12 protein-coding genes are annotated in these 16,182 nt (G+C 41.5%); 7 read left to right on the forward strand and 5 right to left on the reverse strand.

The annotated features are described in order from the left end of the window. Positions 1 to 8: 8 nt before the first annotated feature. The gene (locus tag ACTB0Y_RS04925) at positions 9 to 962 is read right to left on the reverse strand and encodes a transketolase family protein (protein WP_463205690.1); all 954 of its coding nucleotides are present in this window, start codon (positions 960 to 962) and stop codon (positions 9 to 11) included. Positions 963 to 990: 28 nt separating this feature from the next. Next, complete coding sequence (locus ACTB0Y_RS04930) at positions 991 to 2,346, reverse strand: vWA domain-containing protein (protein ID WP_463205691.1); 1,356 nt, start codon at positions 2,344 to 2,346, stop codon at positions 991 to 993. Positions 2,347 to 2,486: 140 nt separating this feature from the next. On the opposite strand from ACTB0Y_RS04930, the gene ACTB0Y_RS04935 reads away from it, so the two are divergent. The 3 genes from ACTB0Y_RS04935 to ACTB0Y_RS04945 are packed head-to-tail and all read left to right on the forward strand — an operon-like array spanning position 2,487 to position 5,789. Beyond that, complete coding sequence (locus tag ACTB0Y_RS04935) at positions 2,487 to 3,578, forward strand: Nif3-like dinuclear metal center hexameric protein (protein ID WP_463205692.1); 1,092 nt, start codon at positions 2,487 to 2,489, stop codon at positions 3,576 to 3,578. 2 nt (positions 3,579 to 3,580) lie between these two features. Further along, the gene (locus tag ACTB0Y_RS04940) at positions 3,581 to 4,363 is read left to right on the forward strand and encodes a zinc ribbon domain-containing protein (RefSeq protein ID WP_463205693.1); all 783 of its coding nucleotides are present in this window, start codon (positions 3,581 to 3,583) and stop codon (positions 4,361 to 4,363) included. Positions 4,364 to 4,379: 16 nt separating this feature from the next. Beyond that, positions 4,380 to 5,789: a tetratricopeptide repeat protein gene (locus tag ACTB0Y_RS04945; protein ID WP_463205694.1), complete on the forward strand. Its 1,410-nt coding sequence runs from the start codon at positions 4,380 to 4,382 to the stop codon at positions 5,787 to 5,789. A gap of 339 nt (positions 5,790 to 6,128) precedes the next feature. Here the strand turns inward: ACTB0Y_RS04945 and ACTB0Y_RS04950 are convergent, their stop codons facing one another. Next, positions 6,129 to 7,622 (reverse strand): carboxypeptidase-like regulatory domain-containing protein, encoded by a 1,494-nt coding sequence (locus tag ACTB0Y_RS04950; protein ID WP_463205695.1) that lies wholly within the window; start codon positions 7,620 to 7,622, stop codon positions 6,129 to 6,131. A 186-nt stretch (positions 7,623 to 7,808) separates the two neighbouring features. On the opposite strand from ACTB0Y_RS04950, the gene ACTB0Y_RS04955 reads away from it, so the two are divergent. From ACTB0Y_RS04955 to ACTB0Y_RS04970, 4 genes are read left to right on the forward strand one after another with little or no spacing between them, the layout of a single operon-like run. Continuing rightward, positions 7,809 to 8,390 carry a hypothetical protein gene (locus ACTB0Y_RS04955; RefSeq protein ID WP_463205696.1) on the forward strand — a complete coding sequence of 194 codons (582 nt, stop codon included), beginning with the start codon at positions 7,809 to 7,811 and terminating at the stop codon, positions 8,388 to 8,390. Beyond that, positions 8,383 to 8,664 carry a winged helix-turn-helix domain-containing protein gene (locus ACTB0Y_RS04960; RefSeq protein WP_463205697.1) on the forward strand — a complete coding sequence of 94 codons (282 nt, stop codon included), beginning with the start codon at positions 8,383 to 8,385 and terminating at the stop codon, positions 8,662 to 8,664. The genes ACTB0Y_RS04955 and ACTB0Y_RS04960 overlap by 8 nt, the downstream gene beginning before the upstream one ends. A 51-nt stretch (positions 8,665 to 8,715) precedes the next feature. Then, the gene (locus tag ACTB0Y_RS04965) at positions 8,716 to 9,489 is read left to right on the forward strand and encodes a hypothetical protein (protein ID WP_463205698.1); all 774 of its coding nucleotides are present in this window, start codon (positions 8,716 to 8,718) and stop codon (positions 9,487 to 9,489) included. A gap of 22 nt (positions 9,490 to 9,511) precedes the next feature. Then, the gene (locus ACTB0Y_RS04970; protein ID WP_463205699.1) at positions 9,512 to 11,677 is read left to right on the forward strand and encodes a TonB-dependent receptor; all 2,166 of its coding nucleotides are present in this window, start codon (positions 9,512 to 9,514) and stop codon (positions 11,675 to 11,677) included. A 4-nt stretch (positions 11,678 to 11,681) separates the two neighbouring features. Here ACTB0Y_RS04970 and ACTB0Y_RS04975 read toward each other — a convergent pair whose 3' ends face one another. Both ACTB0Y_RS04975 and ACTB0Y_RS04980 read right to left on the reverse strand, forming a co-directional pair. Beyond that, a complete protein-coding gene (locus ACTB0Y_RS04975; protein WP_463205700.1) occupies positions 11,682 to 14,735 on the reverse strand; it encodes an AAA family ATPase in 3,054 nt (1,017 codons plus the stop codon). Next, entirely contained in the window at positions 14,732 to 15,949 is a 1,218-nt protein-coding gene (locus tag ACTB0Y_RS04980; protein ID WP_463205701.1) for a metallophosphoesterase family protein, read from the reverse strand. Before ACTB0Y_RS04980 ends, ACTB0Y_RS04975 begins: the two co-directional genes overlap by 4 nt. Positions 15,950 to 16,182: the final 233 nt, after the last annotated feature.

A 16,182-nucleotide genomic window follows, 5' to 3' on the forward strand; every position in this document is an offset into this window, starting at 1 on the left:
CCGGGGAATTATTTACGGCTAACAGCGCGTTTGGCTGCTTTCAGAATATTGTCTGTACTTAATCCGTATTTTTCCATCAACTCCTCGGGTTTGCCGCTCTCTCCAAAAACATCATCCACAGCTACCATTTCTAAAGGTGCCGGAATATTCCTACCCAATACCTGGGCAATACTCTCGCCTAATCCACCATTCATCATATGTTCTTCGCAAGTTACAGCGGCTTTGGTTTTGCTTACTGATGCTATGACTGCTTCAACATCCAAAGGTTTAATTGTATGAATATTGATAAGTTCAGCTGAAATGTTTTCTTTTTCGAGCAAGTTAACAGCTTCAGCCGCTTTTAACAGCATATGCCCGGTAGCAAAAATTGTTACATCGGTACCTTCGTGCATTTTTACAGCTTCACCAATTACAAACTCCTGGTCTTCCGGGGTAAAATTAGCCACTTTGGGCCTTCCGAAACGGAGGTAAACCGGTCCTTCCATTCTTGCAACCGCAATTGTTGCAGCTTTAGTTTGGTTATAGTCAGCAGGATTGATAACTGTCATATTAGGTAACATTTTCATCATGCCCAAATCTTCCATAATCTGATGTGTGGCACCATCTTCTCCCAAAGTGATACCGGCATGTGAAGCTGCTATTTTTACATTTTTTTGCGAATAAGCAATAGATTGTCTTATCTGATCGTATACTCGTCCGGTAGCAAAATTGGCGAAAGTAGCAGCAAAAGGAACTTTACCACCAATGGTCAATCCGGCAGCCACCCCCATCATGTTGGCTTCGGCAATACCTGACTGAAAAAACCCTTTAGGAAATTCCTTTGCAAAATCGCCCATTTTCAAACTTCCTGTAAGGTCAGCACAAAGACCTACTACATTTTCATTTTCTCGCGCAGCTTCAACTAATCCTGCACCAAATCCCGACCGGGTATCTTTGTTTCCTGTGTTATTAATTTCAATCATATTGTATGTAATTTTCGTGCAAAAATAATCAATAAAAAGTAACCCTGACAGAAGCACCCGATTTTATTTCAAACTCCTTTTTAATTGCCTCTAATACATTGTGTGCTGAAATAGGTCTGTAAATCGCCATATATCTTCCGGGAAGCAAGACAAGGGAACTAAACGATTCACCTTCAGGAAGATTAGCCACCCATGTCACCTGATCGTTCTGAAGTGAATAAACCGCACAATAGCCATTCTGATAAGCAGAAAAATTAGCTATACCGGGTTCCGGAATTTGTATCTTAGTTGTGTAACTTTGTAAAATTTCTACACTATCAATCTTTAACCGTGGCAAGGTAAGTACTTCTACATTGTAGTAACCGATGATATAACGCTCCTTCTGCTCCACGGTTTGTACATGTACAAGGTTTCCATTCATATCTTTTACAAGAAATTGCAAATCCCGATATTGGGCCCCTTTTGGTCTTTTAAGCAATAATGTTCCGCGAGGTGCATCAATGCCTATCATATTGTGTGTACCCGGAGAAATAGAAATAGAATCTTTGGAAACAGGTGGAAGCGTATGTACCACCATTCTGTAATCTGACAAGGGATCCAAAAATATTGTATCAGGGACACCTTTCAAATTAATGGTATGAAAATAATTATACCGTGGTTTCTTGCTAAACATATCGTAGAATGTCATTCCCACATTGCTTTCAGTAGGATTTCCGTAAGCATCGATTAAATTTACCTGCACAGTTGTATTATTAAGCGCTTGCGAAATTACAACACCCATTACATCTTCAAAGCGGTCCTCGTTGGAGGCATCATAATATTTGCCCACACAATTAAATGTTTCTTTAAAATCAGGATCGAGTCCAATACCAACCACAAATGGTTTTAAAATTACACCTCTTTTTTGCAGATCTCTCGATACAGCACATGGATCTCCTTCACATGCTTCAATACCATCGGTTATCAGAATAATTACATTCCGACAATCGTCATTGGGGAAATCTTTAGCAGCTTGTTGCAGAGAATAAGCTATGGGCGTCGTGCCCTTGGGTTCAAGCATTTTCAGCTTCATTTGAATTTTCCCATTATTGTTTTCAGAAAAGGGAACCTCCAGCCTGGTATCCTCGCAATCTTGTGGTGGTACATAACTCTGATGACCATACACACGTAAAGCCATTTGTACATTTTCCTTTGTTGACAGGCTATCGACCATCTTTGCTAAAAGTCTTCGCGCAACATCTATTTTCCGGGCACTTTCCCATTTTCCAATCATGCTTCGCGAGGCATCAAGTACAAATAATATGCGGGTACAACGATCGGGTTTTTGACTATAGGTTATGTTTATACCTAAAAACAAAATCAGGATAAATATTATATTTCTCATGGTTATCTTTATGATAAGAACGTTTAAAGAAAAAATTATTGGAACCCAACATTAAAAACGCCAAATTTGTTAAAATATTGGAAGATTGAGCCCATGCACAATCAAAGCACAATACAAATTAACGAAAAAGATTGAAATCTATGCAAATAAACGAACTGATTGGTTTTTTGAATACCATTTATCCTCCTCAATATCAGGAGTCGTATGACAATTCTGGTTTATTGGTAAGCCATGACAACCCGGAAGTAAACAAAGCTTTGTTGACCCTTGATATAACGCTGGAAGTAATGGATGAGGCCATAGCAGAAAATGCAGACCTGATTATAGCACATCATCCAATTATTTTTAAACCACTCAAGAAAATTCATCATAAAACACCAACTGAAAAAATTATTCGTAAAGCACTGGCACATGATATAGCAATTTACAGTGCACACACCAACATGGATAGTGCAAAAGGCGGCACAAACGACAAGCTTTGCGAATTATTCCAGTTGAAAAATTGCAAAGTACTCTCGCCCATCAAAGATTATCTGTACAAGCTGGTAGTTTTTGTACCTGAAGCTCAGGCTAATGAAGTGCGACAAGCTATTTTTGATGTAGGTGGTGGCAGTATTGGGGAATATGATAGTTGTAGCTACAACTTGGAAGGAAAAGGAAGTTTCAGGGCTGGTGACAACACGGACCCGTTCGTAGGTAAAAAGGGCGAATTGCATTTTGAAGCAGAAACGCGCATTGAAACCATTGTACCTAAACACATTTTGGGACAAACCATCAGCAGGATGATAGAAACCCACCCTTACGAAGAAGTAGCGTACGATGTTTATCCATTGGCTAATGACTATGAAGCAGCCGGATTGGGAAGAATCGGAACCATGGAGAAACCCATGTCGCAGAAAGATTTTTTAGTGTTTGTAAAAGAAAAACTGAATGCAGACCATCTACGATTTAGTGGAACAGCAGAAACTATAAGTAAGGTAGCAGTGTGTAGTGGAAGCGGTAGCTCATTAGCCCGTGTTGCAGCGACAAAAAAAGCTGATGCTTATATCTCTGCAGACTTTAAATATCATGAATTTCAGGATGCTGCAGAACACCTGCTGATAATAGATGCAGGCCATTATGATACAGAAAAATTTGTAAAAGATATATTTTATCGACAAATTACCGAAAAATTCCCTAAATTTGCACTCAATTTATCAAAAGTGAATACGAATCCAATCAATTTATATTAGGTATGGCAAAAAAAGCTTCGAAAGCAACCACGACAGATATGAAGGTGGAAGATAAGCTCAAAGCGCTTTACGAGCTTCAGTGTGTGGATAACGATATTTTCAAGATTCATACTTTACGTGGCGAATTACCGCTCGAAGTACAAGATCTTGAAGATGAACTTGCTGGTCTTGACACACGTATCAAGAAACTTCAAGAGGATATAGACAACCTGGAAAAAGAGGTAAGCCACAAAAAGACCGAAATAGCCAATTCGGAAGAACTCATTAAAAAATATAATGAGCAACAAATGAATGTGCGGAATAACCGGGAATACGAATCTATTTCGAAAGAAATAGAGTTTCAGACCCTGGAAATCGAATTGGCAGAAAAGCGCATCAAAGAGTATTCTGGAGCAATTGACCAGAAAAAAGAAAGCATCGAAAAATCAAAAGCGGCATACGAAGACCGCATGAAAGATTTGGATGCGAAAAAAGGTGAGCTTGATAAAATTATTGACGAAACAGCCAAAGAAGAGAAAAAGCTTGAAAAGCGAGCAAACGAAATTTCAAAAAAGGTTGAAGCTCGTTTACTGAATGCTTATCAGCGGATAAAAAACAATACACAAAACCGTATTGCTGTAGCCTCAGTTGAACGTGACGCCTGTAGCGGATGTTTCAATCGTATACCTCCACAGCGTCAGGTCGATATCCAAAACCGCAAAAAGATAATCGTTTGTGAATACTGTGGTCGAATATTAGTTGATCCTGGTATGACCGATGATGTAGATTGTGAAAGCAAAAAATAAACATAAACGAATTGTAATGTTCCAAAGAGAGAAACCCACGGGTTTTTCTCTTTGTTGTTTTGTGCTGTTTGTTTTACTCTTTATCAGTACAGAATTAAGCTATGGACAGAGTAAAAACACAGAGATTTACCACAATGCTCTGAATGGCAACTTCAGCCAAAACACCGCTATAACCCGCGACTTTGCAAAAAATAGAATAAATTCAGACATAGCCACCCCTGCCCTGATATCTGCCACTATTGAGGCGTTTCTGAAAGCCACACAAAAAAAAATCGCCAACGCCGCAAATTTGACCGGAGGCATACTGGACTCGAATGAAATTACGACCTACGATAGAATATTTGCCTATTCAGCTAAAAGTCTGTTAAATGCTCTTGAAGAAGATTATCTATCAGCACTTTACACAAGCTTAAAAGCTTATACTTCGCTAAAACAACACATAAAACACCAGAGCTGCATTGAACCTGAAATCGTTGCCCTGTCCAAAATATTCAACACCGTGTATAAAAAAATTCCATCTAATTATTGGTTTTTATTAAATATGGCCGGAATTGACACGCTAACCTTTGAGAAAATCCAACCATGTTCTGTATCAAAATATCCTGGATTAGTAACCACCATAGGCATTGTGCAACAAACGCTAAAAGAAAAAGATACCCTGAAAACCAATCAGAATACACCAGCCATAGGTCATTTACTGGCAGCAGCATATTACATAAAAAAACAACAACCGGGCAGTGCAGAGAAACATTTAAATTTGATTGACAGCTCCGGCAACCAGCCAACGGCACAATTTTACTACCGTGGCGTAATGCACTTAACCATGGGGCGCTACAGTAAAGCCAAATGGTATTTCAATAAATACCTGTTTTTACAGCAAAAAGGACGTTACATCAAATCGGCATTGCTCCGTAAGAAATGGATTGCCGTACTTCAAAATCGCCCTTATCAGCAGTTAAATAAAGCCATTGAAAGCAGGGGTACAACCTACACTTTCAGCGACCGGCAGGCCCTTAAAGAGTATGCTACAGCATACAATCCCGCGTTACTTGAGGTTAGAATCTGTTTCGATGGAGGCCGATACGAGGATGCTTTGCAGGTATTGACCACAATTAAGCCGCAAAACCTGTCCCCGGAGCGGGTATCTGAATTTTACTACCGTAAAGCAAGAGTTTACCAACAACTTCAGGACTATAAACAAGCCCTTGAGGCATACGAGAAACTTATGGGCACACCCAACACAGGAAATTACTTTCATAAAAAGGCTATGCTCGAACGCGGAAAAATATTAATGCAAATAGGCGAAATCGACGCTGCCACTAAAAGCCTTAATGAAGTTAAAAACATCAGCAGTAATATGTATTCAAAAGTGTTTGAGCAGGAAGCAGCACTACTATTGGAAGAGATAGAAAATAGCCAGGAATAGACATTGTTTTAAAACACGGCCATTTCCCACTGCCCACTCCCACTGGCCACTCAATGGCCTTCGCAATTGCAGATAATTAGATGTAAACTTTATTTACATATTACAGCCGTAGTTCTCTGAGTGGGGCTTTGGGTAAGCATTGCGGGAATCGAAGAGAACGGCCATTTCGATTCGCGCTGCCCTGCCCTGCAAACCACTCAATGGCCTTTGGTATTATATGAATTAGATATATAGATTTATTTAAGTCACAAAGCCGAAGCTCTCTGAGTGGGTTTTTGGGATGGATTGAAGGAATCGAAGAGAACGAATTCTACCAGTAATAAGGCATACCCGACTAAATCAATCCTTTCGTTTCCTGTATTCCTTCATTTGCTTCGTGGGTTCAATGATGGTGTACCCCTGCCAAAGATTATCATCGAATTGGTTCACATAGATGGGTTTAAAATACGCTGGTTGCTTAAATCTGTTGAAAGCAGCAGCAGTGCTTTCTTTTCTGTTTACTACAAAAAATTCCAAAGAGGAATTTTGCTGAAAGGCAACATCTACCCTAATTTTAAGCTCTTTTTGCTTTTTATCGAAAAGAAAGCGATCACGCTTCTTTTGTAACCGCACATTACGGTCGAAACTCAAGTAATTGCCTTTTTTTATTGAATAGTATTTCAATTCATAGTTACCCTTATATTTCTCAAAAAACACAGAGCCGCTAAAGGCATTCTCTGCATAAGCAACACCAAACAGGCTAAAATCAAGTCCGTCTTTGCCGGGTGCATATTGATAATCGGCTCGTATGAGTGCATAAGTTTTGGTTGAAATATACAATCGGCCGGTATATAGTCCACTATAATCCGGTTCAAAGTCAATTACATAAACGTCTTCCCCATTTACGCTTGTTCCACCTGCTAATTCATAATTGTATTTACGCGTTTTGTGCAAAAACTCCCAGAAATCGTCGTCCTCAAGTGTTGGATATTTTAACTGATACCTGACCCGCCTGTTGGTATATTTCACTTTCCATTTTCCTGTATTGGCAGAATCTTTATGCGTTTGCGTGGTATCTCCTAAATTTAACTTTTCGCTGAGAATGCCCGTTTTAACCTGCCAATATTCCCCAGATCCCGTTTTAGAAAATGCTTTCTCAAAAATATCCAAAAATTGCTCCAGCTCAGCAACATCCTCCTCCTTTAGCGACACGATTCGTATGGGATCAACCTTGACAGAATCCTCCAGATCTTTATTTGTATAGATATCCATTAAATAATCGTTAAATGAGGTGGTGACTTTTGGAAACTTTTTCGCAACCCGCTCAAAAATTGCTGAATTGAGTCCTTCAATATTGTTTTTCTTGTAATCGGAATCGATGTGTTCCATCGTAGTAACATATTTTTGCCGGATAAATGTCTGCTGCTTAAAGGTGGTTTTTTTATAGTTTTCATCCTTGTTTTCCAGCACTTTTTTCACAATGGATTTCGCGTCGGGCGCACTTCCAAAAACCACCATTTCGGTCAAATCGACAATCTCCTCAGTCAAAAGCACCTTCGGATCCTTGGTTAGTTGGCCAATGGACATATTGCGGGTTTTGAAACCTATGTATTGAAACCGTAAAGTATCAGACTGGTGCAAGCCACTGGTATCAATTGCATACCGGCCATGCTCATTACTGATCACCCCTTTTTGTTTGCCCACCACATAAATATTGGCATAAGGCAAAGGTTTACGACTGCCAGATTCCAACACAGTGCCCGAAAGCATTTGCACCGAATCTTGTTTTTGAGCTGAAAGGTTAGTGCTAAAAAGAAAGCATACGAATACGGGTAATACAAAAAGCCTGATCATGGGTTAAAGGGTTGTTTTTGAAAAAATCGTTTAATAACTACAAACGGGAACGGCATTATTTTCCATATATTATAAAAACTGTATTACAAAGTGGTATTTATTGGTTGTAAATTATAATAATTTGTTAAAATTTTGGTTTATAATATAAACTACTTTATATTTACACCAAATTTAAACTATAAAGCTATGGAAGATAAAACAATGAAACCTGAAGAAAGCCTCTCAATCATTAGTTCAATGATTGAAACGGAAAAAATGCGTTTCGGGGAGAATGGCTTCATCTACCGATTTTGGGGTTGGATGGTTATTGCTGCGGCCATTCTGCAGTATTTACTCATTTACATTGAATACCAGCATCATTATTTTGCCTGGTTCCTGATGTTGGGTGGAGGTATCTACACTGGTATTTACTACAGTAAGGAGAAAAACCGGGTTCGCATGCCCTTATCAGGCAAGTTAATGGCCTATACATGGACAGCCATTGGGTTAAATGCATTTATTGTTGCTTTTTTACTTCCCCAAACCATTGACAATTTTGTACTTCTATTCATTTTGTCTTTTATCGGTGTTGGAACTATTTTCTCAGGGGCAATGCTGCGCTTTCCACTTATGATTACAGGAGGGATCATTTGCAATGCACTTGGGTTTTTAAGTATATTCACGCCCTTTGAATATTGGGGATTATACAGTATACTTGCCATCACATTCGCCGACCTGATACCCGGGTACGTATTGCGCGCTAAATATAATAACCGTAAAAATGTTTAAAGACCTTGATCCCATATTGCATTCCCAGCTACGACTGGCAGTTGTTTCACTTTTGGTAAAAAACGCCAAAATGGAATTCAATGATATTAAATCTGAAACAAATGCCACGTCCGGCAATCTTAGTGTGCAATTGAAAAAGCTGGAGCAGGCAGGGTATATTACCATTACCAAAACTTTTAAAAACAATTATCCCCTCACAAAAGCTGAAATTACCGAAAAAGGGCTCAATGCCTTTGATCAGTATGTGAAAAATATACAGCAATACCTAAAGTAAAAATTTTTATCATTTTGGTTTACAATATAAACCAAATTAAAATATAAAGCTATGCAACCTAACAATTTAAAAAACATATCAATAATCACATTGTCCATTTTCTTCTACATCGGTATTACGCCAATCTTTGGACAAAAAGCAAATGATCTGAAAAATCAATCTTACAAAGCCTATCTGACCAATAGTCTGAGCGTTTGGAAGGTAGTTGAGCAAAATGCCGAAAAGCAATACAATGCCAGTTCGAATAACATGCAGGGACTGCTGAATCTGGCAAAAGTTCAATACGGTTTACTCAACACATGCCTGGCCAACGAGGAAAAAAAGATATTTAAGAAATACCTGGAAAAGGCAGAAAAAAACGTAGAAACACTTCTTGAAGCCAATGAGCGATGGGCCGAAGTTCATGCGCTCAGGGCCGCACTGTACAGTTTGGAAATGGGATTCAGCCCATCAAAAGGAATGTTTTTAGGGCCCAAAAGCGAGGAGCACATCGAAAAGGCCATCAAATACGACGAAAATGAACCTGCCGGTTGGGTGCAAAAAGGCGGATCGAAATTGCATACCCCTAAAGCTTTTGGCGGAAGCATTTCTGAGTCGATAAAATGCTACCAAAAGGCCATCGAACTTTACGAAAAGGACACTGCACATGCCCACAATAACTGGCAATACATCAACACAATTGCCTGGCTGGGAATTGCCTACTCAAAAGATGAAGCTTATGACAAGGCCAAATCGACCTTTCAAAAAGCACTGGAAATTGAGCCGGAATACGGCTGGATAAAGCATGTATTGATGAAAAACCTGGAAAAACAGATGGAAGAATAATCCAAAAAAATGCCTTTAAACCATGAAGCATTTTGTCCACAGCAGGTCCGGGATATTGCTGTTTTGCCTACTATCAATCCTTGTGGGATTGGACCATGTGCAGGCTCAACAAACCCGCTCCATACAAAGCGTGGTGATCGACCATTTAACCAGGGAGCCACTGCCCGGCGCCAATATCATCCTGCAATCGGATATTTTCACTGGTACCACAATCGGTACCGATGGGAAGTTTACCATTCAGGTATCAGAAAAACAGTTACAATATGACAGCCTGATAATCTCATTTCTGGGCTATCATGACCGTACCATTGCTTTGAAAAAAGTTGCAGCATCGCACCGGATATCACTAAAACCCAAAGCAGAGCAACTCGAAGAAGCTGTAGTGGTGGCACGAAGAATCATTGCCGAAGAATTCACCATCAAGGAGATGAAACAGATGGACATTTACCTTAACCCAATTGCCAAAGCCGATCCACTTCTGGCAGTGAACGCCATGCCAGCATCTACCACAACCGACGAATCGGCAACCATTAGCCTGCGTGGAAGCAGCCCGGCAGAAACCGGAATTTTCTTTAATGGTGTACCCATTTACGATGCTGTGCGCTTTTCACAATTGAATGGCATTGGTACTTTCAGCATCTTCAACACGGCCATAGTAGAACGGATGCATGTTTTTCCAAGCAACCCTCCGCTAGAATATGGCAACACATCATCCGGACTCATCTCCATACAGAGTAAAAACACCCTGACCAAACAAAATCAGCATAGCATTAGCCTATCGCTGGCTAATATAGGCGGGCAAGTGGTTCGGAATATCGGAGAAAAAACAGGGTTAACGGTTTTCGCCAACTATCAGCCATCGGCAGGTTTGATCGGGGTAAACGAGCAGGCGTTTGAGAATCTGAAAAGCTTTTATTCAGCAGATATGGGTATGCATGCCATGCATCAACTTAATACCAAAACCCAGTTAAAACTCTTCAACTATGCCAACCTGGAAGGATACGAATATAAATTTCGACATGCCAGCTTTAATGGAGTATTCGATCAAAATAAAAAACGCAACTTTACGGTAATCAACCTCAACCGGAAGCTAGCTTCGGGTGAACTGGATATCAATACCAGCGCCAGCTTTAGTCTTGAAAAATACGACTATGGCAACACGCTGGTAGACATGGACAAGCGGGATCTTTATGCCGGCATCAGCTATCTGCATTTTTTCGATCAATTTTCCATAAAAACCGGCATTTCCAATGACTCTCGTCTTCAAAAACTCGATGGAACCTTCCCTGTTTTCGGCTATGCTTTGGGCAATGAACACCCGGCATTTGACTATACTGAAGAAAAAACCATTGATGTCACGGAGGCTTTTACCTATGGCAAATATGAGTTTAATGAAAACTGGATTTCCGGAATGGGCATCAGGAAAAACCTCCCCTACTCCAACCAGGAAAACTATTGGAGCGGCCAATGGAACGTAAATTATTCATTTTTGAAACATCACGCAGTAAATGCATCAGTGGGAAGATACCACCGATATGCAATGCCCAATGCCGAGACCGAAAAGGTTACTTTTTACCGTAGCGACCAAATATCGCTTGACTACAGCCTTGAAACCGACATTTTGGAACTCACTGCCGCTGTGTTTGCCAAAAACGTGAAATTCGACCAAACAAAAGAGCATGTAAACGGAGCCGAACTATTCACCAAACTTTTCCTGTTTGGCAACAGGCTCACCTTCCAGGGATCATACACCCTGATCGATGCCACACGCAAAAACAATGGTACAAGTTACGCGGGACCCTATGACCTGGAATACTTTGTGCGCAGCAGTTTAAAATATCAGCACCATAGCAACCTTGACATTAGCCTGATCATGCTCTACCGGCAGGGGCAATGGTACCGGTCGGTGGTCAACCGCCACTACGATGCCTCATTGGACGTTTATGAGCCGGTTTATGCCGACCGGAACAATATGACCCGGTACCCGGAGTATTTGAAACTGGACCTCAGCCTTTCTAAGCTTTGGCCCATATCATCCGGGCTGAACATCATCGGTTTTATGAATATCAGCAATCTACTGGACACCGAAAATGTACGTGACCTGACGTATAACCACGACTATACGAACTACACTTACGACCTTTTCTCAAAACGCACGGTTTATTTTGGCGGGATTGTGAATTTTTGACTTTTTACCCGACAAATTTCACAATACTCCCCTCTTCTTCATCATTTTCGACCATTAAAAAACGGTCGATTTCCGTTTGCAGGTCTTCGACATGAGAGATTATCCCCACTATTCGCTGCTCTTTCCGGAGTTGTTTCAACGTATCGAAAACCAGCGAAAGTGAGTCGCGGTCGAGCGAGCCAAATCCTTCGTCCATAAAGAAAAATTGCTGCTTAACGTTCTGATATTGCTGTATTTGTTCGCTGAGCGCCATGGCAAGCGACAAGGCGGCCTGAAAAGTTTGTCCGCCGCTGAGTGTTTTTAGCAAACGGGTGCGTCCATCGTGCAGAAAATCGCGCACGATGAAATTGTACTTTTCGTCGATATCCAGTTCCAGTTGATTATGCGTAAGTTTTCGAAAGCGCTCATTGGCAATGGCGCAAAGCTGTTCTAAGTAAATTTGGCTCACGTAGCGCACAAAACCATCGCCACGGAAGAGTTTGACTAGCACGTCTAAATTGGATTTTCTTTTTTCCTGAGCTTCCAAATCTTTTGTGAGCCGGTTTTTTAATTCCAGTTTCTCGTTCAAAACTTTGAGTTGACCTTGCAAAGCCCCGGTTTTGGTTTCCATTTGGGTTATTTGGTCGCGCTGCTCATTAACAGTTTTTTCTAACGTCTGATAAGCCTCAGAATCGAATTTCTGATTGCCCAATTCCTTCTCCAACTCATTTAAACGGCTTTCCTGTGTATGCAGTTGCTGGTAAAACGTTTCTATTTTCTTTCGGCTACCTTCGACATCTATTGCATGTTTTAGTATTTCGAGCACTTCTGAGCGCTGGCGGAAGCCATCGGCTTGTAATTTTTCTGCGACCTCCTCTTCCCTTGCTGTTTTCAACTCTTGTTGTGCAGTAAGTTGTTTTTTAGTTCCGGACAACTCAACCTCAAGGCGTTGCTGTTGCTTTTCTAACTGCTGAATATCGGTAGTGAGTTTTTGCAACTTTTCAAGGCTCGTTTGCACTTCTTGTTGCTTTGTCTGCAACTGTACTTTGGTTAAGGTCAACCACGATTCGTCAACTTCTGTTTTTTGTAATTCAATGCGCGATTCCAGCCCGGCCTTCCGGTTGGTGTGCACCTGAATTTCCTGCTTCAACTTTTCAATAACCGACTGATCTTCCAATTGCTTGTCAAGTTGGCGGATTGATTTCTCAAGTTTCTGCACATCAGCTTTTTGCTGTTTGAGTTTTTCCAGTGCAGTTGATAGTTCTTCACGCGAATATTGGATTGATAATTTTTTGCGGTCTTCGAGACATTGATCCAACAACTTTTGGGCTTCGTCAACCTGTTTTTTACGGGCTTCTAACTGGCCACCTTCTTTCTTAAAGCGGTCTTCTAAACCGTTAAGCTGAATCAGTGCCTCATTTAGTGACTCGCGGTGCTGCTCCTGGCGGCTGATTTGCTCCTGCACATTGTATTTTTCCTTTGTCAGGGCTTCGTCAGAATAAGGTTCGGGGTGCTCAGAGGCTCCGCACAGAGGACATTTTTCGCCGGGTTTCAGCGACTGTGCATGGGCTGCCAGCCCCGATTTTACATCTAACTCCTCTTTCTGTTTTTGTAACTTTTGGAGCGTATCTTTTTTTATCCCAATGGCCTTCTGAACAGCGGTTCGGGCTTCGTTAAGCTTTAATTCGCTGTAATTTCCTTCAAATTGCAAATGTTCAGCTACACTTGCCAAAATTTGTATGCGCTGACTTTTAAGTTCTTCAATTAACTTGTTTACATTTTCATGTTCATCCTGAGCGGTTTTAAGCCGCTGACGGAAATTATCCTCATCCTTAAAACTATTTTGCAACGCGTACAAAGCTGATTCGTCGGGCAACTGTTCGCGAAGTTTTAATAACTCTTGCTGGTGCTGGTCGCGCTCTTTTTTGCGGTTATTCCACTCATTTTGAACCTTTTCAAGACTCTCGCGGTTTTGCTGCATTTGTTTATTCAGGTTTTCGAGCTCTTGTTGACTGTCTTTTATGCTCAAAGCCTTTTCTACGCCGGTAATTTGCTGCTTGTGCTTTTCCTCATCACCGTTTTGGTCGAGAACCTGCTTTTGGTGGGCTACAGCATCATTCATTTTTTGCTGAACCTTTTGCAAATCCTGAACCTGCTTACCCTCCTGTTTTTGCAAGCTCGTTATTTCCTTATCAATTTCATTGAGCCTTTCCAACAAAGCTTCATACCGCAAACGAACTTTCTCGTATGTGTCGACCCGTTTTCTCAACGCATCGATGTCTGCTTTTTGCTGCTGAAGTTTCGTTAATTGTTCCCGGGCTTCGGATATTGAAGCGGTGAGCTTCCTGAGCTCTGCTGCTTTTTTCAGTTCCTGCTCCTGCCCTTCCAGCGCAGCTCTTTTTTCCTTTAATTTATGCTGATGCGATTTCAGCTCCTGCTCTACGCTTTTCAAGTTTTCTGAAGAATACTCGGCCAACTCTTGTAAACGCCCTTCCAACGAGGTGATGGCGGTTTTTGCAGCAGCATGAAGCCGGTTTGCCGGATCTCTCAAATCGAAGCGCTCCAGGGGAAAAAGCTCCCGTAACATTTTGGTGCGGTCTGTGGCAGAGAGTTGTACAAACTCATTGAATTTTCCCTGTGGAATAATCACAATTTGCTTAAAATGCTCATATCGAAGTCCGATAATTTCCGTTGCATCAGCACTTTGGAGCGGCGACCATTGTCCGTCTTTCCATTGATATGCCTTGCGTTCGTTTTTCGATATATCCAAAAAATTCCTGCTGTTCCTTCGGGCATTGGCCACAAAGCGGTACCGGTTATTCTGATGGCGCAGCGTAAAATCGATCTCCAGCTCATCGCTGCGGAGATTCATCATGTTGTACAGCTTGGAGTCGCGGTTGTTGAGCCGCTCGGTTTCGCCATACATGGCATACGAAATGGCCTCCAATACAGTCGATTTACCACTGCCGACCTTACCAAAAATGCCAAACAAACCGGCATCGGTCAGTTTTTCGAAATCAATAGTTGTCTCGTGGCGGTACGAATAAATGCCTTTTATTTTGAGTGTTTCCGGGATCATTGGTCGCTTTTTTGGTTGAGAATTTCACTGAACAGTTCCATCATTTCTTCGTTGGGCTCCTGTCCCTGCGTTTCCTTAAAATATCGCGTAAAAAGCTCTGTAACCGATTGGTTCATATCAATTTGCTTTTTATTTTGGGTAGATGCACTACGGTTTTTGGGCTCAGGGATGATATTAATTAGGTTCTCGCTGGCATCGTGCAGCCGCTTGTTTTCGTCGGCTTTGAGAAAATCATCGGTGCGCATGGTAATTTCGGTAAATGCTTCGGGATTATCGATCAGCCATTTTACAGCTTCATCAACCTGTTCAAATGTTTTGCGTTTAAGCTCGCGTCCTTTTTTAAGCTCAACTTTCTCTATGCCGGCTTCTTTCCCGGGCTCCAAATTGACAACATGCACATATTTCTTTTGATTAGCTTCGCTGAAACTGTAAGCCAGCGGACTGCCGCTGTATTGTACCGGTACTTTGCTCCCGCTAATTGCCTGCGAACGGTGCAAATGGCCAAGGGCAACGTATTGCATTTGTTCAGGAAACAAATCGGCGTATACCAGGGAAGCATTCCCAACTTTCACAGGTTTTTCGCCTTCAGGCTCTTCCGGCGGTTCCGAATCACGGTTCCAAACGAACAGATGCGCCGTCAAAAGATTAACACCTTTTTCATCGCAATATTGAGTGGCCAATTCCTGCCACTGTTTTTGCAAAGCATCGCGCAACCCCTGCTCCTCATCAGTTCCCAAGTACTGTTTCATGCGAATTTCGCTGGCATACGGTGTAGCAATAGTGCGCAACGGAACGTCCTGCCCGGGCAGTTTCAATTCCAAAAAACCTGCATCGGTGCGCAGCACTTCGAAGCCGCTATCCAGCTTAAATTCAGGCGATTGACTTGTAGGGTAACCCAGAAACACAATACCGCACTCGCGAGCCAACGGATCGGGCGCTTCGATGCGATGCGGCGAATCGTGATTGCCGGCAATGGCAATCACCGGGCGCCGGCCATCTTTGCTCAATTTTTTCAGGCCTTTGTAAAACAGCTCGGTGGCTTCATTGGACGGATTAGCCACATCGAACAAATCGCCGGCTACCAAAATGGCATCAACCTGCTGTTGTTCGGCAATTTCGTGTATTTCATCGAGGACTAAACGCTGCTCCGGCAACCGTTCACGGTTGTAAAGCCGTTTACCCAAATGCCAGTCGGATGTGTGGAGGATTTTCAAAATTGCGAATTTTTTGAATTAAAACCCAAAGGTAGCATTGTTCAGACAAAAAATGTAACTGTTAGTAGAATTGATATTCACAAGTTATCAATAAACAATTAAAACAGCATATTATGGCCCAATCTCTTTCCCAACTTTACGTAAACATTATTTTTCATGTAAAGTCAAAGTATCAAAAGATTCTGAGAAAATATAAAATGAATTGTTTCAATAATCAATGAACACATTAATAA

This window comes from Salinivirga sp. (assembly GCF_055145285.1).